This window comes from Roseibium sp., from assembly GCF_965229775.1.
Classification (GTDB): domain Bacteria; phylum Pseudomonadota; class Alphaproteobacteria; order Rhizobiales; family Stappiaceae; genus Roseibium.
The window spans coordinates 452,498-478,690 of record NZ_OZ245929.1 but is presented as its reverse complement, the minus strand read 5'-3'; the positions used below and the strand labels follow the sequence as shown (position 1 = coordinate 478,690).

Genomic DNA, 26,193 nt, shown 5'->3' with positions numbered 1-26,193 from the left:
AGCGGATCGTGTGTATTTGTTCAAGTGGATTTATTGCAGACAATTTATGTTCTGCTGTCAAACAAGAAGTAGTATGTTACATAATTACTATGTTTATCTGACAATGGAAGATTTGATTACTTTTTGGGGATTTCGAAATTGCCGTCCCGGTCACGCGGTGCCGACCGGGGTGTTGTGCGGCCGCAAGTCGTCCGGGCGGGTGGCGATATGCTCTTCCAGTTTCCGCCGCATTCCGGCAGCGTCCGGATCGTCGAACAGATTGGTCTGTTCGAAAGGATCCGCAGTCAGGTCGTAGAGTTCCCCCGTGCCCGAGTTCAGGTCGACGGTCAGCTTGTGCGTGCGCGTGCGCACGGTTCGCAGTTCCAGCGCCACGCCGACGCGCCCGGGCAGAAGTCCCCACTCATTCAATGCGAAGTCGCGCGTTGCGTCTGCCGTTTCCAGGAGCGGACGCAGGTTTTGTCCATGCTGGGTGAGCAGAGGATCAGCGCTCCCATAGTCAAAGAAGGTCGGTCCGAGGTCGAGGGTCGACACCGGCTGGTCGACCGCGGCACCGGCCCGGATGCCCGGGCCCCTTGCGATCATCGGAACCCGGAGCAGGCCCTCGTAGTGCATCGGGCCTTTCAGGATCAGGCCGTGATCGCCCAGCCAGTCGCCGTGATCGGAAACGTAAATCACGATGGTGTTGTCAGCGATGCCGGCTTCCTGCAACGCGATCATCAGACGGCCGACCTGGTGGTCGATGAAAGCCAGTTGCCCATAGGTGTTGGCGATGATCTCGCGCAGCTGTTCGTCCGTCTGCGGGGCGATGCGGCTGTACTGCTTGCGAATATCCGCGAATTTCGGGTCCGCGGGATCGTTTTCCATCGCGGCCCTGTGCCACCAGGGCTTGCCTTCATAGTGACGGGTGCGGTTTTCGGGAAGGTCGACATCCTCGGGCTTGTGCAGCCAGGACCACGGTTCGGGGCAGTCGAAGGGATGATGGGGATCGGGAAAGCTGACCCAGGTGCAGAACGGCTTTTCCGTGTCGCGCCCGTGCTTGAGCCACTCGATGGCCCGGTCCGCGGTCCAGGGCGTGTTGTGCCAGGCGGTCGGCAGCCGCGAATGCCAGGTCTGCGCGGCGTCCTTGGTGTCGCCGGCGTTTTCCCACATCAGTTTGATCTTTTCGTCGCCCTTTCCATCCATGTGAAAGAAGCGTTCGTAATGCTGTCCGGCGGGCGGCTTTTCAGGCGCCCACCAGTTGTGACCGACAAGCATCAGTTCGAGGTGCTGGAAGCCCATGTAGGGCCCGTTCCAATCGGCCGGGTAGTTGGCGGAAGAGCGCAGGCACTCGGGTGAACCGGTCGGCTCGTAAGTGTGATAGGTCGAAAAGTGCGCTTTGCCGAAATAGCTTGTCTGGTAACCTGCGGCCGCCATCGCGCCGGCCCAGCCTTTTTCACCGATCTCGGGGTCGAGATCGATGCCGTTGTCATGCACCCCATGCGTCCGGCAGAGCTGACCCGTCAGGATCGAGGCGCGCGCAGGCTGGCACACCACGGATGGGGTGATACAGGCCGTGAAATGCGTGCCTTCGCGCGCCAGCTGATCGAGATGGGGTGTCTTGACCTTGCGCCCCATGAAGCCGAAGCAGTCGGCGCGTTGCTGGTCAGCTGAAATCAGCAGGATGTTGGGACGGGTCATTTGCCTGAAACCTTGGGGCTGCGGATGGAGAAGAAAACGATCGCGACCGCAGCCAGGATGAAGACCGCGGCGATGGGGCTTTTCAAAAGAAAGAAGGGGTCACCGCCGGTGGCGGAGAAAGCCTGGCGCGCGGTGTCCTCAAGCCGGCTGCCGAGAACAAAGGCGATCACGAAGGGAAGCGGGGAAACCCCGAAGCGTCTCATGAAATAGCCCAGGACACCGAAGCCGAAGGCGAACCAGACGGCGCTCATCGCCGTTTCCTGAACGTAGAGCGAGGCGAGCGTCAGCAGGAAGACGACCGGCAGAAGGAGCTGTTTCGGTATCCTCGACAAAACACCCAGTGACCGCATGAAAACGCCGCCAATGGTCCAGTTCAGGATGTTGGCGATGATCATCGTCGTGAACAGGCCGAAGACGATCACAAGTTCCGGGTTGAGGTCGGTGGAAAACTTGAAGACGGCCGGGCCGGGATTGAAACCGCCAATGCTCTCGGCGGCCAGGATCAGGAAGACGGCCGCCGTGTTGCCGGGAATGCCGAGCGACAGCACCGGGATCAGGTTGGCGCCCGAAACGGACGAGTTCGCGGCTTCGGTTGCCGCAATCCCTTCAGGCGCACCTTCGCCGAAATCCGGGTCGTCGGGCGATTTGCGGCGGTTGTAGAAGCGCTGCCCGGTGGCGTAGCCGATTGTCGCTGCCAACGTGGAGCCGATCCCCGGAAGCGCGCCGATCGCGGTTCCGATGACCGAGGAGCGGGCGATGAACGGCAGAATGCGCTTGATATCCTGCCAGTGCAGGCGCTGGTCACCCTCGTCCTTGACGATCTCGATCGCACCGGTGCGGCGGGACTGGTGCCAGAGAGTTTCGAGCTCGGTGAAGATCGCACCCAACACCAGGATGCCGATCACGGCCGCGGTAATCGGAATGCCGTCCGACAGGGCATCGGTGCCGAAGCTCAGACGAGGGTAGAAGTCTTCGCCGGTTCCGATGAGCACGGCCAGGAGACCGAGGCCGCAGCTCAGGAGACCCTTGGCCGGAGAACCGCCAACGACGGCCGCAATGAAGCTGAGCGAGAGAATGATCAGGGCGGTCTTTTCGGGAAGGTCCAGGTAAGCCTCGACCAGGATCGCCAGAAAGGGTGCACAAACGATCAGGACGAGATCGGAAAAGGTGTCGCCCGAAGCGGAAGAGAAATGCGAGATCTTCAACGCCTTCCGGGCTTTTCCGGAGCGCGCCATCGGGTAGCCGTCGAGCGTGGTCATGAAGGCGTCCGGCGTGCCGGGCGTGTTGAAGAGGATCGCCGGCACGGCGCCGCCGACCGTCGATCCTTTCATGACGCCGATGAGGAAGCCCATGACCGGCAGCAGGGCGTCGGCGTTGAAGCCGAAGACCGAAATCAGGATCGGCAGGGAAATCGCCATGGCGATGACGCCACCGAGCCCCGGCGTCGCGCCGACCACGATCCCGAGGACCAGGCCGAACATGACCATTGCCAGCGTCACGGAGATGGGCAGGCCAAGAAACGAAAACAGTTCCGGTCCCTGAAAGACTGCGAGAGCCCCCATCCAGATGTAGTCGAGCGCGCCGAGGTCACTCATCAGACGTCTCCGTTCGGAGGCAGAAGAACGTCGTCAAAAGGCAGGTCGTAAAGCATGATGATCCCGGCGACCGCAAGGAGCGCGATCAGGCCCGCCCGCAGCGAGGGCTTGCCCTCGACGAAGGCGATCATCGAAAAGACCATCAGGCCGCCGCCGAGCGCGAAACCGATATATTTCCAGGGGGCCGTGTCGCGCAGGAGCCTGTATTCCTGATCGCCCTGAAAGAGCCCGACCGCCGCGGGACCCGCCCATCTCATGACAAGGATCGAGGCGGCGCCAAGCGCGATCATCGCTGCAATGAATTTCAGGTTTTCAAGGCTGGGGCGCGTCTCCTCGGAGCGGCGCTCGATTAGCAGCATCAGGCCGGCAAGCAGAATGAAAACCGCGGCAAGCGTAGGTGCCAGGCTGTCACCGACAACATATTTTCCGCGCGAGCGCTCAACCAGCCATGTGTCGGTGTCGAGAGGGATCCAGGCAAATGCGACGAGAAGCGCAAAGACAATGCAGGCGAGGCCCAGAACAAGATTGGTCGCGTGTTTGTGCATGTTCCGGCCCCCAACGGCAAGGGTCGTCGCGGACGGGAAATGCTGCCCGCGACGAGGGGTGACGGGTTATTCGTTGACCGCCGAGATCAGCGCTCCGGACGCGTCGAAGCTTTGCTGGAGGCTGGCTTCCAGATCTGCGCCGGAGATGACGACAGGGCCGCCGAAACCCTTGGTGATGAACGCATTGGCTTTTCCGCCGTCGCTTGTGACGATCTCACCGATCGCCTTTGCGATCGCGTCGCGGGCGGCCGGGTCCATGTCGGGCGGCCCGGCGAAGAGAAAGGTGGTTTCGTTGACGAATTCGACGCCGAATTCCGACAGCAACGGTGCATCCGGCGAATTGATCAGCGGCTCGCCCCTTGCCGATGCGAGTTCGACCATGTCACCCGCCGCGACGGCCTTGGCCTGGATGCCGGCACCGAAGCCTATGTCCATGTCGCCGGCGTTGAGGCCGTTCATGACCGCCTTGCCGCCCCGGACCGAGATGATGTTGAAGTCGACGCCGTTTCTCTTTCCGGCGAGGTAGGCAATGTCGCCCAGCAGACCGGTCATGACGCCGAAGCGGATCTCTTCGCCCCCCTTTGCCGCTTCAATGACGTCGGCAAAGGAGGTGTACCCCTTGGACGTGAGCGCAACGACGGCCATCTGGGTGCCGGCCGTCGTCGTGATCGGAGTGACATCGGTTGGCTTGCCCGCCTTTGCGGATGCCATGTTGTAGCCGAGCGTTTCCGAGACGATCATGCCGATCGTGGTGCCGTCGGCAGGGGCGTCTTTCAGCGCCTTGACGGCGTTCAACCCGCCTTTGCCGGTCACCTGCTCCGGGATGACCTTCCAGCCATGACGGGCTTCCAGTTCCTCCGCGATGAGCCGCGCCTGTGTGTCGGCTCCGCCGCCTGCTGCGAAGGCAATGATCATTTTGATGGGGCCAGGCGGTGTCCAGTCGGCAGCGTGGGCAGATCCTCCCGCGACGGTGAGGAATGCGGCTGCCATGACAGCTTTGAGCGTGTTTTTCATGTTGTCCTCCCTGTTTGAACAAGAGAGCCACAAATTAGTTGACTGGTCAACATTAAAGTTGACGGGTCAACCAAACCGGGTGAAACTGTTGCCATGACCAAGAGCCCGAGCCAGCAGGCGGAAGAAGCCGACACGTTGTTCGCCCAACCGCTGCACCAGTTTCTGACATATCGCCTGTCGCGCGTTCAGGCGAAGCTGAACACGCAGGCGCAGCGGATCCTGTCCCAGGCGGCAGACATTTCGCTCATTCAATGGCGCATCATCGCGCTGATCGGCTCGTCCGGGGAAAGCCATGCGGGTGAACTCACGCGGCGGGCGGCGCTCGACAAGGGGCTTTTCAGCCGGAACCTGAAGACCCTGATCAAGCGTGGACTTGTGGCAAGCCGCGAGGACGACGCGGACCATCGCATTTCCATCCTGTCCCTGACTAAGGGCGGGCACGCTCTCTATCAGAAGGTCCTGCCGATCATGCGCGCGCGCCAAAGCGCACTGAGGTCCACCATGAGCAAGTCGGAACTCGACACGTTGTACCGCGCGCTCGACAAGCTCGAGATCGCGGCAGAAAGGGATGACCTGGACATATGACGCAGCCGAACTTCCTCGTCATCATGTCGGATGAACACCAGTCCCGGGCCATGGGCTGTGCCGGGCATCCGTTCGTGCAAACGCCGAACCTCGATCGGCTCGCCGCACGGGGTGTCCGTTTCACCGATGCCTATACACCGTCGCCGATCTGCGTTCCCGCGCGGGCTGCTTTTGCGACCGGCAAACACGTTCATCAGAACCGGCTCTGGGACAACGCCATGCCCTACACGGGTACGCCCTGCGGCTGGGGCCACGCGCTGCAACAGGCGGGTATCCCCGTGGAGAGCATCGGCAAACTGCATTACCGGCATGACGAAGATCCGGCAGGCTTCGACACGGAGCACATCGCAATGCAGGTCGCCGGGGGCGTCGGCATGGTGTGGGCCTCGATCCGGCAGGAAGACGAGCGTCTGAAGATGCCGGGCCGGATGCTCGGCGACTACATCGGCCCGGGCACAAGCAACTATACCGATTACGACGCAGCCGTTGTTGAGCGGACAATCGGCTGGTTCCGTGACAGAGCGCAGTCGCAAGACGCGCGTCCCTGGTGCCTTTATGTCGGCCTGGTCGCTCCGCATTTTCCCTTCGTGGTCCCGGAAGACTATCTCGGCCTATATCCTGCCGATCGCCTGCCGGAGGTGAAGCTGCATCCGAAGACGGGCTACGAGCGGCATCCCTGGGTCGAGAAACAGAACGCGATGGCGGATTCGGAAAGCAAGTTCCGTGATGAGGCCGAGCGGTTGTGCGCCCTGTCGGCCTATTATGGACTGACGACCTGGATGGACCACAATGTTGGCCGGATCCTGACGGGTCTGGAAACGGCGGGTTTTGGAGAGGACACCCTGGTTGTCTACACGTCCGATCACGGCGACAATGTCGGCGCGCGCGGCTTGTGGGGCAAGTCGAACCTCTACCAGGAAAGCGTTTCCATCCCGATGATCATGGCAGGGCCGGGGATTGCTCCGGCGACCTGTCACACGCCTGTCAGTCTGCTGGATCTGTCGGCGTCGATCCCCGCGCATTTCGGCCTGGACTTCGCGTGCGAAGGGGAGCCGCTTCAGGCTATTGCCGGCCGGCCCGCAGACCCGGAGCGTCCGATCCTCAGCCAGTATCACGCCGTCGGGGCCGTTTCGGGTGCCTTCATGCTGCGCAAGGGGCGCTGGAAACTCAACTGGTACGTGGATTTTCCGCCGGAACTGTTCGATTTGCACACTGACCCGGAGGAGTTGACCGACCTTGCCGCCGATCCAGCTTACCGGGAAACGGTAACGTATCTGGAGGGTGAACTGCGTGGTCTCGTGGATGTCGAGGCCGCGAATGAACAGGCCTTTGCCGATCAGGCGGCGCTGATCGAGGGATATGGCGGCCGTGAAAAAGCAGTGAAACTCGGCGCACCCGCCGCGACACCGCCGCCGGAGCTCAACGGATGAAACTGACGGTGCTCGGCTCCGGTTCGCCAGAACCCTATTCCCGGCGCGCCTCGTCCGGTTACCTGATCGAAACGGGAGATGAAAAGATCCTGTTCGACTGCGGCGGAGGGGTGGTCAGCCGGTTGATCGAGGCCGGCCACAGCCCGGCCGATATCGACACGCTCTTCTTCAGCCACCTTCATTCCGATCACATGATGGACTACGCGCGGCTTGTGCATGCGGCCTGGGAAATGGGCGGCAAGCAGCTCAGGGTGTTCGGCCCGCGTCCGCTGCAGCACATTCATGACTGCCTGTTCGGACCGGAGGGCGCCTATGCGCATGATCTGCGTGCCCGGATCGACTTCGCTCCCAGCCAGGAGGTCTGGCGCGCGCGCGGCGGCAAGGTGCCCCGGCCGTGGCCGGCGCCCGAGATAACGGAAATCGGCCCCGGTTTCGCGCTTGAGACAGGTGGGTGGCGCTTGTCATCATGCAGCGTTCCGCATGCACAGCCGCATCTGACCTGCATGGCGTTCCGTCTTGAATGTGGGGCGAAGACGTTTGTCTATTCCGGGGATGCAGGTCCTTGTGATGATCTGAGTGTGCTCATGCAGGGTGCGGACCTGCTCCTGCACTGGTGCTACCGGCTCGACGGGGAACCGGCGCAGCCGCTGATGGCCCAGATGACCCCGACGCCGGGTGAAATTGGCGAGCTTGCGAAATCAGCGGGGGTGAAGCGGCTGCTCCTGACCCATTTCAGGGTGCACATGGATGCTCCGGAGAACATGGCCTCCGCGCTGACCGCGCTCGCCGATGCGTTCGGCGGCAATGCCGCGGTCGCCGAGGATCTTGACGTCCACGAAATTTGACATCACGCCGGATTGCGGTGCCGTGATCGACGGCCGTCTTTCCGTGCTGCCTGATCTGGCGCATGTTTGCGGGATGGAAACATATCTGTTGCGTGCGCTTTTCCCCATAGCGCTGTTCTTCGCCGGTTCCGCCGGGGCGGATGAACATCATCGGTTCCACGGCACGTGGGGGACGGCAGAACAATGTGCCCGCGCTCCGATAAAACCCGGCGGCACGGTACTGGCCGCACCATTCGAGATCGGACGGCTCTGGATGAAACAGGGGCAGCTCTGGTGCAGGCTCGACTGGGGGCCGGTCGAGACTGGTGACAACGGTGCTTTCACGGCGGCAACAGCACAATGCGGCGAGGACAGTGTGCGCGGGTATTTCCTCGGATTAAGACTGGCCGGCGACGAGCTGACGCTGCGCTGGGATTTTCCCTATCACAACGGCCCCCTGAAACGCTGCCCGGCTTCGTGATGCCAGGTAAAGATAGCCTAGACCGATGTGCTCGCAATGAATTGAAGCGGGCGCTTTTGCACGCCTGGCCCTGATGTTTCCGTGAACTCGAAAGCCCTCAAACAAGTATTCGAAAGTCAAATATCTTCTCGGATCGGATGGTGTACTCTTTACACAGGTGATTACGGCACGCTTTAATTTGAAGCAGCCAGATGTCTTGGACTCATGGGAGGGGAAAAGGACGTGCGAGCCACCGATACGACGAACCCGGAATATTTCCACAAGGTCGTCGACTGCCAGTATGCCTGCCCGGCGCACACGCCGGTGCCCGCCTATATCCGCCTGATCGCGCAGCAACGCTATACCGATGCCTACCTGATCAACTGGGAAAGCAACGTGTTTCCGGGCGTGCTCGGCCGGACATGCGACCGTCCGTGCGAACCGGCCTGCAGGCGCGGCCGCGTCGAGGAAGAGCCCGTGGCAATCTGCCGGCTCAAGCGCGTCGCCGCCGACTTCAAGGACGAAGTGGCGGACATGCTGCCGAAGGCGGGACCGCCCAACGGCAAGAAGGTTGCCCTGATCGGGGCCGGCCCGGCATCCCTGACCGTCGCCCGCGACCTGGCCCCGCTCGGCTACGAGCTGCATCTATACGACGAACAGGCCAAGGGCGGCGGTTTCATGCGCAGCCAGATCCCCTCGTTCCGATTGCCGGAAAGCGTTCTGGACGAGGAGATTGGCTATATCCTCGACATGGGCATCACAACGGTGTTCAACACCTATGTCGACAGCATGGCCGACATGCTGACCAAGGGCTATGACGCGGTCTTTGTCGGGTCCGGTGCGCCCAAGGGCCGCGATCTGCCGAAGCTTCCGGGCCGCAAGGAAGCCGACGCGAATATTCACATCGGCATCAACTGGCTCGCCAGCGTCGCCTTCGAACACATCAAGGAGATCGGTAAGCGCGTGATCGTGCTCGGCGGCGGCAACACCGCCATGGATTGCTGCCGTACCTCGCGCCGGCTTGGTGGTGAGGACGTCAAGGTGATCGTCCGCAGTCCGTTCGAAGACATGAAGGCATCTCCCTGGGAAAAGGAAGATGCCATGCACGAAGGCATTCCCATCATCGACAACCATGTTCCGCGCGAGTTCGTGGTCGAGGACGGCAAGCTCGTCGGCATGACCTTCGAAAAAGTGAAGGCGGTCTATCACCGGGACGGACGCCGCGAACTGGTGCCGACCGGCGAGGAACCCGAGTTTTTTCCCTGCGACGACGTGCTTGTCGCCATCGGCCAGGAGAACGCCTTTCCCTGGATCGAAAAGGAGACGGGCATCCGCTTCACGAGCTGGGGCACGCCGATCATCAATGATGACGAGACGTTCCAGTCCACCCGCAAGGAAGTCTTTTTCGGCGGCGATTCCGCCTTCGGGCCATCGAACATCATCACCGCCGTTGCCCATGGCCACAAGGCGGCCGTCTCCATCGATCTCTACTGCCAGGGCAAGGACCTTTCCAAGCGGCCTCCGCCGGATGTCACTCTTGTCGGACAGAAGATGGGCATTCACGAATGGAGCTACGATTCCATTCCGATCACCGACGAGCGCAAGATCGTACCGCTGGAGGATCTAAAGAAATCCCTGAGCGACCGGATGGTCGAGGTGGAGCTGGGTTTCGATCCGGAAACGGCTTTCATCGAGGCGGAGCGTTGCCTGAATTGCGATGCGCAGACGGTGTTCACCGATTCCAACTGCATCGAGTGCGATGCGTGCGCGGATATCTGTCCGACAAGCTGCATCACCTTCACCCAGAATGCTCCGGAGAAGGAACTGCGCGGCAAGCTCATGGTCCCGGCGGACAATCCCGAGCAGGATCTTTATGTCTCCGGAAAGCTGCCGACCGGGCGGGTCATGGTCAAGGACGAGGACGTGTGCCTGCATTGCGGCCTGTGTGCCGAACGCTGTCCGACGGCCGCATGGGACATGCAGATGTTCTTCTACAACGTTGCCAAGGCGACGCCCAACCTGGTGGATGTCAAATGAAACAGCTCGAGGGCGTCAACGATTTCGTGGTCAAGTTCGCCAATGTGAACGGAACCGGGTCCGCGTCGGCCAACCATCTCTTTGCCAAGGCGATCTTCCGGATGGGCGTGCCGGTCAGCCCGCGCAACATCTTTCCGTCGAACATCCAGGGTCTGCCGACCTGGTACGAGGTTCGGGTCAGTGCCAAGGGCTATCTCGGCCGGCGGGGCGGCGTGGACCTGATGCTGTGCGTCAATCCGCAGACCATGGAAGATGATGTCGCCAGTGTCGGGCCGGGCGGCTATTTCGTCTATGATTCCACGCGCCCGCTGGCGCCTCATCTGAAGCGCGACGACATCAGCTATTTCGGTATCCCGCTGACGGAAATGTGCATGCGCGAGTTCAAGGTCGCGCGCCTGCAGCAGCTGTTGAAGAACGTTGTCTATGTGGGGGCCCTGGCCGCGCTGCTCGATATCGACTTTTCGATCCTGAAGGACCTTCTGAACGACCAGTTCAAAGGCAAGGAGAAGCTGATCTCGCCCAACGTGCACGCGCTCGAAATGGGGTATCAGTTCGCCCAGGAGAACTTCTCCTGCCCGCTGCCGATCCGCCTGGACCCGAGCGTCATCGACGCTCCGCATATCCGCGAGAGCCAGCATATCCTGATGAACGGCAACACCGCGGCAGCCCTTGGCGCCATCTATGGCGGCGCGACGGTTGCGGCCTGGTACCCGATCACCCCGTCGACGTCGGTTGTCGATGCCTTTTCCAAATATGCGGAACGGATGCGGATCGATGCCGGGACCGGCAAGCGGAATTTCGCGATCCTGCAGGCCGAGGACGAACTGGCGGCCATGGGGATCGTGGTGGGAGCCAGCTGGAACGGCGCGCGGGCCTTCACGGCGACATCCGGCCCCGGACTTTCACTAATGAGCGAGTTCCTTGGCCTGGCCTATTTCGCCGAAGTCCCGGTCGTGCTGATCGACGTTCAAAGATCGGGGCCATCCACGGGAATGCCGACCCGGAGCCAGCAGTCGGATATCCTTGCGGCCGCCTACGCCTCCCACGGCGATACCAAGCATGTGCTGCTGTTCCCGGCGACACCGCGGGAGTGTTTCGACATGACCGTACAGGCCTTCGACCTGGCGGAGCAGCTTCAGACGCCCGTGATCATGATGTCGGATCTCGACCTGGGCATGAACGACTGGATGTCGCCGCCGCTGGAGTGGGACGACGACTACGAGATGAACCGGGGCAAGGTCCTGGACAAGAACGCGCTGGAGGAAGCGGAAACCTGGGGGCGCTACGTCGATGTCGACGGCGACGGTATCTGTTACCGCACCCTGCCGGGCACGCATCCGGACAAGGGCGCGTTCTTCACGCGGGGATCGTCAAAGAACGACATGGCGGTCTATTCAGAAAAGGGCGATGATTACGTCGAAAATGTCGACCGGCTGCTGCGCAAGTTCGAGACCGCCAAGTCCTATGTTCCGGTTCCCAAGGTGCATGATCCGATCCCGGTCAAGAAACCGAAAACCAAACAGAAGCTCGGTGCGCTGTTCTTCGGAACCTCCGCGTCGCCCTCCTACGAAGCGGTCGAGATCCTGGCTGCGGAAGGTTACCCGATCGACGTGATGCGCATCCGGGCCTTCCCGTTCCATGAGAGCCTCGACGCCTTCATTCACGAGCATGACCTGGTGTTCGTGATCGAGCAGAACCGCGATGGTCAAATGCGGCAGCTGATCATGAACGAATGTCATATCGCGCCGGACAAACTGACCTCTGTCCTGAACTATTCCGGTACGCCGATCACCGCGCGTACGATTGCGCGTCAGATCCGGCGTTCCCTGAACGCCACGAGCGCCGATGTCGTCAAGCTGCATCCGGAGACTGCCTGATGTCCTATTACAAGCCGAAATTCCAGCACCCGAAACTGCCGAAGAACGCACTCGGCTACACGGTTGCGGACTATGACGGATCGATTTCGACACTGTGCGCCGGATGCGGGCACGACAGCATTTCCGCCGCGATCCGCAATGCCTGTTTCCTGTCTTCGATTCCGCCGCACCGCATCGCCAAGCTTTCGGGGATCGGCTGTTCGTCGAAGATGCCGACCTATTTTCTCGGGCGCAGCCACGGCTTCAATTCTGTGCATGGACGGATGCCGTCCGTTGCGACCGGGGCGAGCGTTGCCAATCGCGACCTCATCTATCTGGGTGTTTCCGGTGACGGCGACACCGCCTCCATCGGGATGGGACAGTTCGTTCACCTGATCCGGCGCAACGTCAACATGACCTACATCGTTGCCAATAACGGCTGCTACGGTCTGACCAAGGGCCAGGACAGTGCGACCGCGGATCTGGGGTCCGTCGGCAAGTACGGCACGCAGAACCCGTTCGAGGGCATTGACCTTGCGAGCCTTGCGGTGCTTCAGGGGGCAAGTTTCGTCGCGCGCAGCTTTTCCGGCGACAAGGAACAGCTTGAACCGCTGATCCGCGCGGCCATGGCGCATCGGGGCTTCGCCTTTATCGACGTCGTTTCGCCCTGCGTGACATTTGCCAACAATGTGGGGTCGACCAAGAGCTACGCGGCCACGCGCGAGAACCTTGAGGCCATGCCCGTCGACTTCGTGCCGATGCGCGAGGAAATCCGCACGCAGTACAAGGAAGGATCGACCCAGACTGTCACGTTGCACGACGGCTCGAACATCAATCTTCACAAGGCCAGCAAGGACTACAAAGCCGACAGCCGCGAAGACGCTCTCATGGCGCTCCAGGCGGCGGATCGCAATGGAAAGGTGCTGACTGGGCTGCTCTACCTCGATCCGACGTCACAGGATCTCAATCATACGCTGGAACTTGCCAGCCAGCCGCTCAACAGCATGGGCAAGGACGAGCTCTGCCCGGGAAGCCGGGTGCTGAAGAGCATCAACGAAGGTTTGCGCTAAGCGGGCGATCAACTGTTGACCGGTGTACCAAGGACCGCCGTTTTTTATGCAATTCTTCTGTCACTAGGGTCAGGACCCATTGATTTGGATGAATTGGTAGGGATGAATTTGTTCGGATACGAGGCGCAAAGCTGCAGGAAACCGTCCGGTTTCCAAAGATTTGCAACGACGTTGCCGGGCAAATTCACCCTATCCCTGCGGGACGCAAAAACGGCTTCGATCTGCTTCGTCAAAGCACTCAACCGGGCAGGAAGCCCGCTTGTCGCGCTTTTCCTTGCAGCTCATCGCCGTTTGTTGCGCCAATTCAACCAAATTAATGAGTCCTGACCCTAGATTTGTCATTCCGGCTGGAGCGCAGCGGAAGGCCGGAAACCAGTAGTCTTTTGGTTTCACTGTTTTTTCCCAATCGCTAGCCGCGTAGGATACTGGGTCCCCGTCTTGCCGCTTGCGCGGCAAACCGGGATGACAATTTCGGGAAACAGGTCCGTGTTTCAACCCGGCGCTGGGCGCATTGGACGGATGTAGCTCAGGGCTCTCAGATGTTGTCTTCCGACAGCCAGCCGTCTGCCTCGGTCTCGACCCAGGTCGCGTTGCGTTCATCGAGAAAATCCATGGAATGGATGACGGTGCTGCGGGCGTCCAGAAACGCAACGTTGTAATTCTGCGCCATGCCGCCGTAGCCGACGCGATCCTTGTTTCCGGAAAAGTCCGGCCAGTTCGGATGGCTCGTCGAGCGCGGGGCAGAGAGCGGAACACCGCAGACGGACCCGGACAGGCTGAAGTGGCAATGGCCGAAGAAGAGATGCCGGATGACGTTTCTGTAGTCTTCCAGGATGTCCTGAAATGCCTCCACCTGGACGATGCCGATCTGGTCCGCGTTGGCAACATGGACCGTCATCGGATTGTGATGCAGGAAGATGTAGGCGTTTGAGTTCCGGCGCACGACATCGTCGAGCGCGGCGCGTAGCCAGGCCTGCCGTTTGGCGCAATAGTGACCCGCGTGGGTTCCGGGCTCGTTGGTGTCCAGAAACAGGAAGTGCCCCAGCGGGGTTTCCTCCACCCACTGGACAAAGCCGTTTTCGTCGACAGGCGTCTGCGGAAATGCCGCGCGAAAGGCCGTCCGGTCGTCGTGATTGCCGATCATCAGGCGCGGGTTCATCGAGACCAGGCCGGTTTCGTCCAAAAGCGCGGTCAGAAAGGCGTAATTCGCGTCCGTGCCGTGATGCGCAAGATCGCCCGAAATGACAACCATGTCCGCATCGGAACAGTGTTCTTGGACGTGCGCAGCGCAGGCCCGAAAGTTGTCTGCCGGGATCGACCCCATGATGGGATCATCCTGAATGTGCGTGTCCGAGATGTGAACGATCTTCAAGGCAGTGGCTCCGCTTCGCGTGTGTTTGACGACTGATTTCGCAGTTTGCAGGCAAAGTCAATCAGGACCGACATGCGGAAAGACCATCCGGACATCGGCGCACAAGCCACGACGAAACGGGTCGCCCTGCACGCATTTGATGCACTGCTTCAAACATCACAAAATTTTCTAATCAACAGGAGATCCGTGCTATGATTTCCCGAATGTCGCACATGAGATCTCCATGACCGGACACCAAATCGATCAACTCCTTCAGGCGCCACGCGGCGCAACTATCCCGCGGGCCCCAGCTTTTATCGTCACGCTGTATGGTGACGCGATCGAACCGAGGGGCGGGACTTTGTGGATGGGAGACCTTGTCAGCTGTTGTGCAGAGCAGGGGATCAGCGAGAGTCTGGTCAGAACCGCCGTATCGAGGCTTGTCGCGGCCGGCAAGCTGCTGGGCGAGAGGATCGGGCGACGGAGTTTCTACAGGCTGACCGAGCAGGCGCAAGAAGAATTCAGGTCGGCCTCCAGAGTGCTCTATACACCCCCGCCTGCGGCGCGCGGCTGGCTGCTTGCCTTGAAGACCCGCGAAGCCCTTCCGGACGGCTGGGTCTCGATGGGGAGTGGGGTGGCTCTCGCCCCCAATCGCTCCGATATTGTCCGGCCATCCGGCGCTGTTGTCTCGGGTGAAGCGATCGGTGAGCGGAAAGACTGGCCTGACCTTGCTGCCGATCTATGGGACTTGGACGTCGTCGGCGAGAGGTACCGGTCGTTTCTGGAGCGCTATGACGCGCTTGGAAGACATCTGCGTGACACGAGCCTGAGAGACATCGACGGCAAGACGGCATTGGGCTTGCGGTTGTCGCTCATCCATCACTATCGGCTGGCAGCGCTGAAAGATCCGCGACTGCCGCGCGAAGCGTGGCCCGACGACTGGCCGGCACCTGACGCCCGGCGGCTTTTTGTAAGCGCCTACCTGGCGCTCGCTGCTCCTGCGGACGCGTTCATCGGAGGGTCCTTCAGCGATTCCCATGGTTTGCTGCCGTCTGCGACGGAGGTGACGGACCTGCGGCTGGACAGGCTGGCACGCGAGGCGGTCTCGTTCACCGGCTGAACGACCCTGCTTCCCAACGCTTCCTGCATCAAAGGATCACACTTTCTTTTGATATGGGGTTTCAAGTGTGATGTTTTGATGCTATAACGCTGACCGTTCGGTCGACGAATAAGGGTCGGCCGCGAGTTTGCTGCGGGAGAGAGCAATGCCGGAAGCCTATGTCTGCGACGCCGTCCGTACTCCGATCGGGCGCTATGGCGGCGCCCTGTCGTCGGTGCGCGCAGACGATCTGGCCGCAATTCCGCTCGCGGCCCTGAAAGAGCGCAATCCGGATGTGGACTGGGACGCGGTCGATGACGTCATCCTGGGCTGCGCAAACCAGGCGGGCGAAGACAACCGGAACGTGGCGCGCATGGCCGTTTTGCTGTCCGGTCTCCCGGTGAGCGTACCGGGTGCGACGGTCAACCGGTTGTGCGGGTCCGGCATGGACGCGATCGGGCTGGCCGCCCGAACGATCCGCGCAGGCGATGCAAGCCTGATGCTCGCCGGCGGTGTGGAAAGCATGAGCCGCGCGCCGTTTGTCGTTGCAAAGGCCGGAACGGCCTACTCGCGCAATGCGGAGATGTATGACACGACGATCGGCTGGCGCTTCAAGAACAAGCGGCTTGAGAGTGCGTTCGGGACGCATTCCATGCCCGAAACGGCCGATAACGTGGCCGAAGACTATGCGATTTCGAGGCTTGATCAGGACCGGTTTGCGGCTGAAAGCCAGCGCCGCTGGGAAGCTGCTCAACAAGCAGGTGTCTTCAGGGAGGAGATCGTTCCCGTCACGATCCCGCAGCGCAGGGGCGAGCCGATCATCGTCGATACGGACGAACATCCGCGCCCGGGCACGAGCGCCGAGGCGCTGGCGAAATTGCGCGGCGTCAACGGGCCGAACCTCACCGTGACGGCCGGGAACGCGTCCGGCGTCAATGACGGGGCGGCGGGGGTGATTGTTGCCTCCGAGGCGGCAGCGGATGCCAACGGGCTTGTTCCCAAGGCACGGGTTGTCGCGATGGCAGCGGCCGGGGTGCCGCCCCGGATCATGGGGATCGGGCCGGGGCCGGCGACCCGGAAGGTGCTCGATATCGCGGGTCTTGGCCTTGAGCAGATGGACGTGATCGAACTCAATGAGGCCTTTGCGTCGCAATCGCTGGCCGTCCTGAGGGAACTTGGGCTGCCGGACGATGCCGCGCATGTCAATGCGAATGGCGGCGCCATTGCGCTCGGACATCCGCTCGGCATGTCCGGGGCACGGCTGGTTCTACACGCGGCCTACCAACTGCAGCGCACCGGTGGGAAATACGCGCTCTGCACGATGTGCGTGGGTGTGGGGCAAGGCATCGCGCTGGTGCTGGAGCGGGTGTAGGATTGGAATGCACACGGCCTGAACAGGTGCTTTTGGAGGAAATGCGATGTATGCGCAGCTCGTGAAATCGGAAGGTCTCAAGTCCCGCGAAGAGATGTCGCCGGAAGAGCGTGCCTTTCAGGACCGGGTCGACAACGGTGAAAAAATCGAGCCGAAAGACTGGATGCCGGAGGGCTATCGCAAGACCCTGATCCGCCAGATCGGTCAGCATGCCCATTCGGAAATTGTCGGTCAGCTGCCGGAAGGCAACTGGATCACCCGGGCACCTACCCTGGAACGCAAGGCCATCCTGCTCGCAAAGGTCCAGGACGAAGCCGGGCACGGGCTCTATCTGTATTCGGCAGCCGAGACGCTTGGCGTTTCCCGGGACGAGCTTCTGGAGAAGCTGCATTCGGGAAAGATGAAATACAGCTCGATCTTCAACTATCCGACCCTGAACTGGGCGGATATCGGCGCGGTCGGCTGGCTTGTCGACGGCGCGGCGATCATGAACCAGGTGCCGTTGCAGCGCACATCCTACGGGCCCTACAGCCGGGCCATGATCCGGATCTGCAAGGAAGAGAGTTTCCACCAGCGCCAGGGCTACGCGATCATGATGAAGATGGCCGCGGGGACACCGGAACAGAAGGACATGGCGCAGGATGCGCTGAACCGGTTCTGGTTTCCCTCGCTGATGATGTTCGGGCCGTCCGACAAGGACTCCGTTCATTCGGCGCAATCCATGGCCTGGAAGATCAAGATGAACACCAACGACGAGCTGCGCCAGAAGTTCGTCAACGAGACGGTGCCGCAGGCCGACTATCTCGGCCTCAAGGTTCCGGATGAGAACCTTGCCTGGAACGAGGACAAAAAGGGCTACGATTTCTCCGAGCCGGACTGGTCCGAATTCTTTGAAGTCATCAAGGGCAATGGCCCGTGCAATCGCGAGCGCCTCGATGCCCGGGTCAAGGCCTGGGACGACGGTGCCTGGTTCCGCGAGGGGCTGAATGCCTATGCGGAGAAGGCTGCCGACCGCCGCAAGGCGGCTGCGGTCGCAGCTGAATAATCGAGACGAGGAGAGGGAGGAACTGCCATGTCCAAGAAAGAATGGCCTCTCTGGGAAGTGTTCATCAGGGGGCAGCACGGCCTGAACCACCGGCATGTCGGCAGCCTTCACGCACCGGATGCCGAGATGGCGATCAACCACGCGCGTGACGTTTACACACGCCGGCGCGAAGGTGTGTCGATCTGGGTTGTGCCTTCCAATGAGATCACAGCATCGAGCCCCTCCGAGAAGGGACCGCTGTTCGACCCGGCCGAAAGCAAGACCTACCGGCATCCGACCTTTTTCGACATCCCCGACGAAGTGGGGAAAATGTGATGTCCGATGCGCAGACAAACGCTGCCAACGGGCTGGCGGATCCGTTCCTGAGCGATGATGCCATTCGGCCAGCGTTTTTCGAATGGCTCTGCCGGATGGGCGACAATGCGCTCATCCTCGGGCACAGGACGTCCGAATGGTGTGGACACGGACCGGTCCTGGAAGAAGACATCGCGCTTGCCAACACGGCACTCGACCTGATCGGGCACACGCAGATGTGGCTCGGACTTGCCGGTGAGGTGGAGGGAAAAGGCCGCGACGCGGACGACCTTGCCTATCTGCGCGATGCCATGAAGTTTCACAACCTGTTGCTGGTGGAACTGCCGAAAGGCGACATGGCGGTGACGATCATGCGCGAGTTCCTGTTCGATGCCTATCATCATCTGTTGCTCGGGTGGCTTGCCGAACAGTCGAAGAGCCCGCGCGTCGCGGAGATCGCGGCCAAGGCGCTCAAGGAAGTCAGCTACCATCTCGACCGCGCGTCCGACATCGTCGTGCGGCTCGGCGACGGAACCGAAGAGAGCCATCGCCGGATGCAAGAGGCGCTCGATCTGCTGTGGCCCTATACAGGTGAAATGTTCACCGGCGATGATGTCGATGCAGTGCTGGCTGAAGCCGGTATCGCACCGGACCTCGCCGGGTTGCAGGGTCTTTGGGATGAAAGTGTCCGCTCCATCCTGGACGAGGCGACGCTCAAGACACCTGAACCCGGCGGCTATGCGCATCTTGGTGGCAAACAGGGACGGCACACGGAACATCTCGGCTTCATCCTTGCCGAGATGCAGTTTCTGCAGCGTGCCTATCCGGGCGCGAGCTGGTGAGGCGCGGTGATGTCTTCAACGCTCCTTCCGGCAATCGACGAGATCTGGACCTGGCTCGCGGAGGTTCCCGATCCTGAAATCCCCGTCGTCTCGGTAACGGAACTCGGCATCGTCCGGGATGTCGTATACGAGGGCGACCAGCTTGTCGTCGCGGTCACACCGACCTATTCGGGTTGTCCGGCAACGGCCGTGATCGATCTCATGATCGAGGAGAAGCTGCGCGAAAAGGGTGTGCGGAACCTGCGTCTTGAGAGGCGGCTTTCGCCGCCGTGGACGACGGACTGGGTCACGCAGGATGCCCGGGAGAAGCTGAAATCCTTCGGGATCGCACCGCCCGTCGACGGCACCGCCAGCGACGGAATGAATTCACGGGCGGCACGGCTGTCAGGGGCAAGCGGTCCGGAGGTCGCCTGCCCGCGTTGCGGCAGCACCGATACGGAACGGGTCAGCCAGTACGGCTCGACACCCTGCAAGGCCGCGTGGCGATGCAAGGCATGCCTGGAACCGTTCGACTATTTCAAATGTATCTAGACGCAGGAAGAGGGCAGCGCCCATGGCACGATTCCATTCGCTCGAAGTGACCGACATTCGCCGCGATACGCGCGATGCGGTTGTGGTCACCCTCAGGCCGGATGCGGCTGATGCCGACGCGTTCAGCTTCATCCAGGGTCAGTACCTGACGTTCCGCCGGGACTTTGACGGGGAGGAGCTGCGCCGGTCCTATTCGATCTGTGCCGGTCTCGACGAAGGCTGCCTGAAGGTCGGCATCAAGCGTGTCGATGGCGGTGCCTTTTCGAACTGGGCGAATGAGGAACTGAAGGTGGGGGATCGCCTCGATGCAATGACACCGATGGGCCGGTTCCATACCGAATTGCAGCCTGCGTCTGCAAAAGGCTATCTCGGTTTTGCCGGCGGATCCGGCATCACGCCAGTGCTGTCCATTATCAAGACGGTTCTGGCGCGCGAGCCGGACAGCACCTTCACGCTGATCTATGCCAACAGGCAGACCAGCTCGATCATGTTCCGGGAGGAACTTGAAGACCTCAAGAACCGGTATCTCGGGCGGCTGTCGCTGATCCATATCCTGGAAACGGAAAGCCAGGACATCGATCTCTTCACGGGCCGGATCGACGCGGAGAAGATGGACCTCCTGTTCAAGCTATGGATTGACGCCGACGAGGTCGACACCGCCTTTATCTGCGGCCCGGAACCGATGATGCTGACCATTGCGGAGAGCCTGCGCAAACACGGTCTGACGGACGAGCAGATCCGGTTCGAACTGTTTGCTTCCTCCCAGCCGGGACGCGCGAAGGCAAGACCGGTCTCGAAGGCCGCTGCCGCCGCTGCGGGCACCTGCGAACTCTCCGTCACGCTCGACGGAACGACGCGGAATTTTCAGATGCAGAAAGACGGAACGTCCGTATTGGAGGCAGCGGTCGCCAATGCCATGGATGCGCCTTTCTCCTGCAAGGCCGGGGTCTGTTCGACATGCCGCGCCAAGGTGCTGGAAGGCGAGGTGGAAATGGAAGTGAACCACGCGCTTGAAGACTACGAAGTCCGCGCCGGCTACGTCCTTTCCTGCCAGTGCATTCCCGTCTCCGACAAGGTGGTGATCAGCTATGACGAATGAGGCAACACTTCCCGACGACGAAACGATGACGCTGTCCGACTACCTGGAAAAGGGAGGAAAGCTGACATCGCCGGAAAACGTCCCGGCGCGCTACCGGGGCGAGTTGCTGCGGCTGATGTCGTCCTTTGTCGACAGCGAGCTTGCCGGGTCGGCCGGGTTCGCCGATGCCATCAACTGGGCACCCGGTTTGAAGGAGCGCATCGCCGCGTGCCGGATCACGCTGGAAAAGGTGGATCATGCCGAGCGCATTCTCGACCTGATGGGCGATTTCGGAACCGACAAGGCGCTCTACACCAACGCGCATTCCTGGTCGCAGCGCCGGGATCGGGACGCGCATGTCGATCCGAAACGTCAGGGCGGCGATATGCGCCTGTCCGTCTTCCACTATCCGCTTGAAGGCTGGACCGACGCCGTGGTCATGAATTTTCTCATGGGGCTAGCGACGGTCCACCAGCTCAAGGAACAGGTGCTGACGTCCTACCAGCCGCTCAGCGAGGAATTCCGCGCAATCCTGCCAAAGGAAACGCGGCACATGGAGCTCGGGCAGGAGGGGCTCGCCCGGGTGTCGGAAACACCGGATACCAGGGACGAAGCGGTCGCTTCGATCGCGTACTGGATGCCGAAAGTTGCCGAGACTTTCGGCCCGGCGCACTCCAGTCGTTTCGACCGGCTGAAGAAAATGGGCCTGCGGCATACCGAAAACGAGACCTTGCGGCGCGCGTGGAAAGCCGATGCCGAGGCACGTCTGGCAAGCCTCAAACTTGCCTGAACACTCTAGAAAGGACGATCCATGAGCGGGACGGGGACGGTTGCGCGCCGATTGAAGAGCTATGTCGAAGGCGCCTGGCGCACGGGCGACGGTGAGGGCGCGCCGGTCCTGAACGCGGCAACGGGCGAGGTGCACGCATTGATCGGGACCGCCGGGCTCGATTTCAAGGCGGCGCTCGAATGGGCGCGCGCCGCCGGAGGTCCGGCACTGCGGGCCCTGACCATCCACGAGCGTGCGCTCATGCTCAAGGCGGTCGGCCTGAGCCTCATGGATCAGAAGGAAGAGTTCTACCTGGAAAATTTCGCGACCGGGGCGACGCGCACCGACGGCTGGATCGATATCGAGGGCGGGATCGGCACGCTGCTCACCTTCGCCTCCAAGGCACGCCGGGAATTGCCGAATACGAAGGTTCTCACCGAGGGCCCTGTCGAACCGCTGTCTCGCGACGGGACGTTTTCCGCGCAGCACATTCTGACGCCGCTGCAGGGCGTTGCGGTCCATATCAACGCGTTCAACTTTCCCGTCTGGGGCATGCTCGAAAAGATCGCGCCGACGCTGATTGCCGGCATGCCATGCGTTGTGAAACCGGCTTCCCAGACCGCGTACCTGACAGAACTGGTGGTGCGCCGCATTCTTGAAACGGGGATCTTGCCTGACGGCGCGCTGCAGATCGTGACCGGGTCGGCAGGCGACCTGCTCGACCATGTCATCGAACAGGATGTCGTGACATTTACCGGTTCCGCTTCCACGGGTCAGAAGCTGAAATCAGGCGCGGCGATCCTGCAGAACTCCGTACGGTTCACCATGGAAGCCGACAGCCTGAATGCGTCGATCCTCGGGGCAGATGCAGGACCGGGCACCGATGAGTTCAACCTCTTCATCAAGGAGGTTGCGCGTGAAATGACCGTCAAGGCCGGGCAAAAATGCACGGCGATCCGGCGTATCATCGTGCCCCAGTCCTACGAAGACGCTGTCGCGGAGGCCTTGTCCGCACGCCTGGCGTCAACACCCATCGGGCTGCCGGACAACGAAAACACCCGGATGGGCGCATTGGTCTCGCTCAGGGACCGGGAGGATGTGAAGACCAAGGTCGGGCTTCTGGCCAGGGAGGCAGAGATCGTCTCCGGTTCGCTTGATGGTGTCGCGCTGTCTTCGGGTGACGCGGAGAAGGGCGCATTTCTGTCACCCATCTTGCTGCGCTGCGCCGATCCGGCCGGTGCGGAGGCCGTTCATTCGGTCGAGGCCTTCGGTCCCGTGGCCACGGTCATGGCCTATTCCGACAATGATGAGGCGGTTGCGCTTGCTCAAAAGGGCCGGGGTTCGCTTGTCTCTTCTCTGTTTACGGATGACAGCACGGTCGCCCGCGAGATTGTGACGGGCCTTGCGCCTTTCCATGGACGCGTTCTGATCGGCAACCGCCGCTCTGCCAAAAGTTCCACGGGGCATGGATCTCCGTTGGCTCCGCTGGTGCATGGCGGTCCGGGCCGTGCCGGTGGCGGTGAGGAAATGGGCGGCATGCGGGGCGTGAAACACTTCATGCAGCGCAGCGCGATCCAGGGTACGCCCGAGCTTCTGTCCGCGGTCACCGGTCAATGGACCGAGGGAGCCGCCGGTCACAGCGACATCCATCCGTTCCGAAAATCCCTGGCAGACCTGAGGATTGGCGATCAGATCATCACGAAAGCGCGCGAAGTCACTCGGGAAGATGTGGAGCACTTTGCCGAGTTCACCGGGGACACATTCTATGCGCACATGGACAGCGAGGCGGCGAAGGCAAATCCGTTCTTCGATGATCGGGTGGCGCACGGATACCTGATCGCTTCCTTTGCCGCCGGGCTGTTCGTCGATCCGGAACCCGGGCCGGTGCTTGCCAATTACGGTGTCGACAACCTGCGTTTCCTGACCCCCGTCTATTTCGGCGACAGTCTCAAGGTCCGGCTTACCTGCAAGGAAATAAATCCGCGTGAGAACGCCGAGCATGGCGAAGTGCGTTGGGACTGCCAGGTAACCAACCAGAAGGACGAGGTCGTCGCCCAGTATGATGTCCTGACGATGGTGGCGAAGGAGTGGCCGGCGGCCGCCTGATCAAAGCCGGCGGGGTGTGCTAGGCTGAGACCGGGAACGCCAGCACTGCGGGGAAGACGGCTTGATTGCGCACACACATCTGCATGTCAGCGACTATGAGAGGTCCAAGGCGTTCTATCTGAAAGTGCTTGCGCCGCTTGGCTACTCGATCTCGATGGAGGTCGGGGATGCCGCAGGCTTCTTTGACGGCCGGAACACGGATCTCTGGGTGGTGAAGGATCCGGTCGTGCCGACCCATATCGCCTTTGAAGCCAAGAGCCGGGAAGAGGTGCACGCCTTTTACGAGGCGGCGCTGCAGGAAGGGGCGGCCGACAATGGCGGTCCCGGCTATCGCCCGCATTACTGGCCGGGATACTACGCGGCCTTCGTTCTCGATCCCGACGGCCACAATATCGAGGCCGTCTGGTACGATCACAGCAAGGTTGATTGAGCCCGGACGGGTGGGTGTTCGCGCCGGCCGTATCCCGGATCTGTCACCCGCTTCGGCTGAGGCCTTCCGCCGCTCAAAAAAATCGGCCGGTCACAAGGACCGGCCGATCTGCCTTTTCAAGGACTGTCGCGTTTAGCCGACGAGGCCGCCGTCTTCACGGGTCACCGCGATGATTGCGGAACGCGGAACAGAGTCGCCGCCTTCCGGCCAGTGACTGTTGCCGCGCTCACCCGGGTGCTGGATGCCGACGAACATGGTCCGGCGATCCGGGCTCCAGGTCAGACCGGTGATTTCGCACTCGTTCGGGCCGACCATGAAGCGGCGGATTTCACCGGTGACCGGATCGCCCGCAAGCATCTGGTTGTTGCCCTGACCGGCAAAATCGCCTTCGTTCTTGTAGCTGCCGTCCGTCTGGATCCAGACGAGACCGTTGGAATCGAACTTGAGGCCATCCGGCGAGTTGAACATGTTGTCGGCGTTGACGTTCGAAGATCCGGCATACGCATCGGAATGAACCGTCGGGTTGCCGGCGAGCACGTAAAGGTCCCAGGTGAAGCCGGGTGCCGTGTGGTCGCCGCCATCCGGACGCCAGCGAACGATCTGTCCGTAGTTGTTTTTCTCACGCGGGTTCGGGCCGTTGACGGCGGTGTCATCACCACCGGCATTCGGCTTCACGCCACGGTTCTTGTTGTTGGTCAGGCAGCAGTAGACTTCAGGTGCCTTGGGATTGGCGGCAATCCACTCCGGGCGGTCCATCGTGGTGGCCCCGACAGCGGAACCTGCCTGGCGGCTGTGAATGTGGATCTCGGCGTGATCCATGCCGGTTGTTTCCGGGGTCAGTGCGACCCAGGCACCCGTGCCGTTGTCACTGAATTTCGCGACATAGAGCACGCCGTCGGTCAACAGATCGTCGGTCGGAGCACCGGGAGCGAATACGCCGTTGGAAACGTAGCGGTAGACAAACTCGCCGCGCTCATCGTCGCCCATGTAGACCACAACGCGGCCGTCACCGTTGACGACAGCTTCGGCGTTCTCGTGCTTGAAGCGGCCGAGAGCGGTGCGCTTCTTCGGTGTCGAAGCGGGATCGGTCGGATCGATTTCGACGATGTAACCGGCGCGGTTCGGTTCATTGGGGTGTTTGGCAACGTCGAAACGCTCGTCGATTTCCGCCCAGCCGTAGCCCCAGTCCTCGGTGTTCACGCCATAGCGCTTCATGGCCGGCGTGATCGACTTGGGATCGTCGTTCTGTACGTCCTCACTGGAGGAGAAATAGCCGTTAAAGTTCTCTTCACAGGCAAGGTACGTGCCCCATGGTGTCTTGCCGTTACCGCAGTTGTTCCAGGTTCCCAGGGTCTTCATTCCGGTCGGATCGGCATCTGTCTTGAGGAGATCGTGTCCTGCCGCCGGGCCGGTCAGGTCCATTTCGGTATTCGGCGTAATGCGGCGGTTGTAGGGGCTGTCCTTGACCATCTGCCACTTGCCGTCGACGAAGGCGATTTCGACGACGGAGACACCGTGCGCCATCATGCCCTTGGCGATGTCGTCTTCGCCGACAAGGCGGTTGTCGACCGCGTTTGCAGAAATGATCGACCGGTTGGTGTATTCGTTGTTTACAACGAGCAAAAGCTTGCCGTCATGCGGGAACACGTCCATGCCGTCGGTGTTGTCGCCGAAGGCGCGTTCCTGGCTGGCTGCCGTGCCGCGGGTCGCGTGGTCGAACTCGGCTCCGTCGGACCACATCGGATCGCCCCAGCGCATCATCACGTCGACCTTGTAGCCGTTGGGTACGATGACTTCGTCGGCCGTTGAAGTGCCAATCTGGTCATAGGCGAAGCGGCTGGAGGCTGCTTCCGCGGAGGTCAGGCTGCCACCAAGCGCCGCAAAACTGCCGAACGCCATGACACCGCCGAGAAAACCGCGACGGCTGAGGGCCGATTCCACAATCCGGTCAAAGTCACACTCTTCCGGGCGCGGGTTTACCATTTCGTCGAATTCGTCGAAGGTAAGTGTGTGATTCTCGTTATCTTTCATGAGTTTATCCTACTGGCTCGCATAAACACTAGCTGGCTCTTGCAATGTCGCAACACCGATTCCAGACCCCGTCAAAAGCGCACATGCCATCCCGTATCTGGAACAGCATGACCCCGCGCCCGTCCGGCAGGTGCAACGTATCACAGAGGTGA

The 26,193-nt window shown here is 61.3% G+C and carries 24 protein-coding genes; 18 read left to right on the top strand and 6 right to left on the bottom strand.

Annotated features, from left to right (window positions below; all coding sequences use genetic code 11):
- Positions 1 to 150: 150 nt before the first annotated feature.
- The 4 genes from ACO07N_RS02070 to ACO07N_RS02055 form a co-directional block, all read right to left on the bottom strand.
- A complete protein-coding gene (locus ACO07N_RS02070; RefSeq protein WP_421979432.1) occupies positions 151 to 1,677 on the bottom strand; it encodes a sulfatase-like hydrolase/transferase in 1,527 nt (508 codons plus the stop codon).
- Positions 1,674 to 3,272, bottom strand: coding sequence for a tripartite tricarboxylate transporter permease (locus ACO07N_RS02065; protein ID WP_421979431.1), 1,599 nt, complete (start codon positions 3,270 to 3,272; stop codon positions 1,674 to 1,676). The genes ACO07N_RS02070 and ACO07N_RS02065 overlap by 4 nt, the downstream gene beginning before the upstream one ends.
- Entirely contained in the window at positions 3,272 to 3,817 is a 546-nt protein-coding gene (locus ACO07N_RS02060) for a hypothetical protein (RefSeq protein ID WP_421979430.1), read from the bottom strand. The genes ACO07N_RS02065 and ACO07N_RS02060 overlap by 1 nt, the downstream gene beginning before the upstream one ends.
- A gap of 66 nt (positions 3,818 to 3,883) precedes the next feature.
- A complete protein-coding gene (locus ACO07N_RS02055; RefSeq protein ID WP_421979429.1) occupies positions 3,884 to 4,831 on the bottom strand; it encodes a Bug family tripartite tricarboxylate transporter substrate binding protein in 948 nt (315 codons plus the stop codon).
- 93 nt (positions 4,832 to 4,924) lie between these two features.
- Here ACO07N_RS02055 and ACO07N_RS02050 point away from each other — a divergent pair, with 93 nt between their 5' ends.
- The 8 genes from ACO07N_RS02050 to ACO07N_RS02015 all read left to right on the top strand — a co-directional run bounded on the left by ACO07N_RS02050 (position 4,925) and on the right by ACO07N_RS02015 (position 13,420).
- Complete coding sequence (locus ACO07N_RS02050) at positions 4,925 to 5,416, top strand: MarR family winged helix-turn-helix transcriptional regulator (protein ID WP_421979428.1); 492 nt, start codon at positions 4,925 to 4,927, stop codon at positions 5,414 to 5,416.
- A complete protein-coding gene (locus ACO07N_RS02045; protein WP_421979427.1) occupies positions 5,413 to 6,846 on the top strand; it encodes a sulfatase-like hydrolase/transferase in 1,434 nt (477 codons plus the stop codon). Before ACO07N_RS02050 ends, ACO07N_RS02045 begins: the two co-directional genes overlap by 4 nt.
- Entirely contained in the window at positions 6,843 to 7,691 is an 849-nt protein-coding gene (locus ACO07N_RS02040) for an MBL fold metallo-hydrolase (RefSeq protein ID WP_421979426.1), read from the top strand. The genes ACO07N_RS02045 and ACO07N_RS02040 overlap by 4 nt, the downstream gene beginning before the upstream one ends.
- Before the next feature lie 22 nt (positions 7,692 to 7,713).
- On the top strand, positions 7,714 to 8,151 hold the full coding sequence (locus tag ACO07N_RS02035; RefSeq protein WP_421979425.1) for a hypothetical protein: 438 nt from the start codon (positions 7,714 to 7,716) through the stop codon (positions 8,149 to 8,151).
- Positions 8,152 to 8,373: 222 nt separating this feature from the next.
- Positions 8,374 to 10,167 (top strand): FAD-dependent oxidoreductase, encoded by a 1,794-nt coding sequence (locus ACO07N_RS02030; RefSeq protein WP_421979424.1) that lies wholly within the window; start codon positions 8,374 to 8,376, stop codon positions 10,165 to 10,167.
- Positions 10,164 to 12,044, top strand: coding sequence for a 2-oxoacid:acceptor oxidoreductase subunit alpha (locus ACO07N_RS02025; RefSeq protein WP_421979423.1), 1,881 nt, complete (start codon positions 10,164 to 10,166; stop codon positions 12,042 to 12,044). Before ACO07N_RS02030 ends, ACO07N_RS02025 begins: the two co-directional genes overlap by 4 nt.
- On the top strand, positions 12,044 to 13,093 hold the full coding sequence (locus ACO07N_RS02020) for a 2-oxoacid:ferredoxin oxidoreductase subunit beta (protein WP_421979422.1): 1,050 nt from the start codon (positions 12,044 to 12,046) through the stop codon (positions 13,091 to 13,093). Before ACO07N_RS02025 ends, ACO07N_RS02020 begins: the two co-directional genes overlap by 1 nt.
- A gap of 84 nt (positions 13,094 to 13,177) precedes the next feature.
- Positions 13,178 to 13,420, top strand: coding sequence for a hypothetical protein (locus ACO07N_RS02015; protein WP_421979421.1), 243 nt, complete (start codon positions 13,178 to 13,180; stop codon positions 13,418 to 13,420).
- A 208-nt stretch (positions 13,421 to 13,628) separates the two neighbouring features.
- Here the strand turns inward: ACO07N_RS02015 and ACO07N_RS02010 are convergent, their stop codons facing one another.
- Positions 13,629 to 14,465, bottom strand: coding sequence for a metallophosphoesterase (locus tag ACO07N_RS02010; RefSeq protein WP_421979420.1), 837 nt, complete (start codon positions 14,463 to 14,465; stop codon positions 13,629 to 13,631).
- 223 nt (positions 14,466 to 14,688) lie between these two features.
- On the opposite strand from ACO07N_RS02010, the gene ACO07N_RS02005 reads away from it, so the two are divergent.
- From ACO07N_RS02005 to ACO07N_RS01960, 10 genes are all read left to right on the top strand, one after another.
- Positions 14,689 to 15,564 (top strand): PaaX family transcriptional regulator C-terminal domain-containing protein, encoded by an 876-nt coding sequence (locus ACO07N_RS02005; RefSeq protein ID WP_421979419.1) that lies wholly within the window; start codon positions 14,689 to 14,691, stop codon positions 15,562 to 15,564.
- A gap of 145 nt (positions 15,565 to 15,709) precedes the next feature.
- Positions 15,710 to 16,915, top strand: coding sequence for a 3-oxoadipyl-CoA thiolase (pcaF, locus tag ACO07N_RS02000; protein ID WP_421979418.1), 1,206 nt, complete (start codon positions 15,710 to 15,712; stop codon positions 16,913 to 16,915).
- A gap of 46 nt (positions 16,916 to 16,961) precedes the next feature.
- A complete protein-coding gene (paaA, locus tag ACO07N_RS01995; RefSeq protein WP_421979417.1) occupies positions 16,962 to 17,960 on the top strand; it encodes a 1,2-phenylacetyl-CoA epoxidase subunit PaaA in 999 nt (332 codons plus the stop codon).
- A 27-nt stretch (positions 17,961 to 17,987) separates the two neighbouring features.
- The gene (gene paaB / locus ACO07N_RS01990; protein WP_421979416.1) at positions 17,988 to 18,275 is read left to right on the top strand and encodes a 1,2-phenylacetyl-CoA epoxidase subunit PaaB; all 288 of its coding nucleotides are present in this window, start codon (positions 17,988 to 17,990) and stop codon (positions 18,273 to 18,275) included.
- Complete coding sequence (gene paaC, locus ACO07N_RS01985; protein WP_421979415.1) at positions 18,275 to 19,096, top strand: 1,2-phenylacetyl-CoA epoxidase subunit PaaC; 822 nt, start codon at positions 18,275 to 18,277, stop codon at positions 19,094 to 19,096. Before paaB ends, paaC begins: the two co-directional genes overlap by 1 nt.
- Before the next feature lie 9 nt (positions 19,097 to 19,105).
- Entirely contained in the window at positions 19,106 to 19,627 is a 522-nt protein-coding gene (gene paaD, locus ACO07N_RS01980; protein WP_421979414.1) for a 1,2-phenylacetyl-CoA epoxidase subunit PaaD, read from the top strand.
- Positions 19,628 to 19,649: 22 nt separating this feature from the next.
- A complete protein-coding gene (gene paaE, locus ACO07N_RS01975) occupies positions 19,650 to 20,726 on the top strand; it encodes a 1,2-phenylacetyl-CoA epoxidase subunit PaaE (RefSeq protein WP_421979413.1) in 1,077 nt (358 codons plus the stop codon).
- Positions 20,716 to 21,495, top strand: coding sequence for a Phenylacetic acid catabolic protein (locus tag ACO07N_RS01970; protein WP_421979412.1), 780 nt, complete (start codon positions 20,716 to 20,718; stop codon positions 21,493 to 21,495). The genes paaE and ACO07N_RS01970 overlap by 11 nt, the downstream gene beginning before the upstream one ends.
- Before the next feature lie 21 nt (positions 21,496 to 21,516).
- Positions 21,517 to 23,580, top strand: coding sequence for a phenylacetic acid degradation bifunctional protein PaaZ (gene paaZ / locus ACO07N_RS01965; protein ID WP_421979411.1), 2,064 nt, complete (start codon positions 21,517 to 21,519; stop codon positions 23,578 to 23,580).
- Positions 23,581 to 23,641: 61 nt separating this feature from the next.
- Positions 23,642 to 24,010 carry a VOC family protein gene (locus ACO07N_RS01960; protein ID WP_421979410.1) on the top strand — a complete coding sequence of 123 codons (369 nt, stop codon included), beginning with the start codon at positions 23,642 to 23,644 and terminating at the stop codon, positions 24,008 to 24,010.
- Between the two features lie 132 nt (positions 24,011 to 24,142).
- Here the strand turns inward: ACO07N_RS01960 and ACO07N_RS01955 are convergent, their stop codons facing one another.
- Entirely contained in the window at positions 24,143 to 26,041 is a 1,899-nt protein-coding gene (locus tag ACO07N_RS01955; RefSeq protein WP_421979409.1) for a PhoX family protein, read from the bottom strand.
- Positions 26,042 to 26,193 lie beyond the last annotated feature (152 nt).

Excerpts from the sequence above, each read along its gene's own strand:
- ACO07N_RS02070 (WP_421979432.1), bottom strand. The coding sequence starts at position 1,677 with ATGACCCGTCCCAACATCCTGCTGATTTCAGCTGACCAGCAACGCGCC.
- ACO07N_RS02065 (WP_421979431.1), bottom strand. The coding sequence starts at position 3,272 with ATGAGTGACCTCGGCGCGCTCGACTACATCTGGATGGGGGCTCTCGCA.
- ACO07N_RS02060 (WP_421979430.1), bottom strand. The coding sequence starts at position 3,817 with ATGCACAAACACGCGACCAATCTTGTTCTGGGCCTCGCCTGCATTGTC.
- ACO07N_RS02055 (WP_421979429.1), bottom strand. The coding sequence starts at position 4,831 with ATGAAAAACACGCTCAAAGCTGTCATGGCAGCCGCATTCCTCACCGTC.
- ACO07N_RS02050 (WP_421979428.1), top strand. The coding sequence starts at position 4,925 with ATGACCAAGAGCCCGAGCCAGCAGGCGGAAGAAGCCGACACGTTGTTC.
- ACO07N_RS02045 (WP_421979427.1), top strand. The coding sequence starts at position 5,413 with ATGACGCAGCCGAACTTCCTCGTCATCATGTCGGATGAACACCAGTCC.
- ACO07N_RS02040 (WP_421979426.1), top strand. The coding sequence starts at position 6,843 with ATGAAACTGACGGTGCTCGGCTCCGGTTCGCCAGAACCCTATTCCCGG.
- ACO07N_RS02025 (WP_421979423.1), top strand. The coding sequence starts at position 10,164 with ATGAAACAGCTCGAGGGCGTCAACGATTTCGTGGTCAAGTTCGCCAAT.
- ACO07N_RS02020 (WP_421979422.1), top strand. The coding sequence starts at position 12,044 with ATGTCCTATTACAAGCCGAAATTCCAGCACCCGAAACTGCCGAAGAAC.
- ACO07N_RS02005 (WP_421979419.1), top strand. The coding sequence starts at position 14,689 with ATGACCGGACACCAAATCGATCAACTCCTTCAGGCGCCACGCGGCGCA.
- pcaF (WP_421979418.1), top strand. The coding sequence starts at position 15,710 with ATGCCGGAAGCCTATGTCTGCGACGCCGTCCGTACTCCGATCGGGCGC.
- paaA (WP_421979417.1), top strand. The coding sequence starts at position 16,962 with ATGTATGCGCAGCTCGTGAAATCGGAAGGTCTCAAGTCCCGCGAAGAG.
- paaB (WP_421979416.1), top strand. The coding sequence starts at position 17,988 with ATGTCCAAGAAAGAATGGCCTCTCTGGGAAGTGTTCATCAGGGGGCAG.
- paaC (WP_421979415.1), top strand. The coding sequence starts at position 18,275 with ATGTCCGATGCGCAGACAAACGCTGCCAACGGGCTGGCGGATCCGTTC.
- paaD (WP_421979414.1), top strand. The coding sequence starts at position 19,106 with ATGTCTTCAACGCTCCTTCCGGCAATCGACGAGATCTGGACCTGGCTC.
- paaE (WP_421979413.1), top strand. The coding sequence starts at position 19,650 with ATGGCACGATTCCATTCGCTCGAAGTGACCGACATTCGCCGCGATACG.
- ACO07N_RS01970 (WP_421979412.1), top strand. The coding sequence starts at position 20,716 with ATGACGAATGAGGCAACACTTCCCGACGACGAAACGATGACGCTGTCC.
- paaZ (WP_421979411.1), top strand. The coding sequence starts at position 21,517 with ATGAGCGGGACGGGGACGGTTGCGCGCCGATTGAAGAGCTATGTCGAA.
- ACO07N_RS01955 (WP_421979409.1), bottom strand. The coding sequence starts at position 26,041 with ATGAAAGATAACGAGAATCACACACTTACCTTCGACGAATTCGACGAA.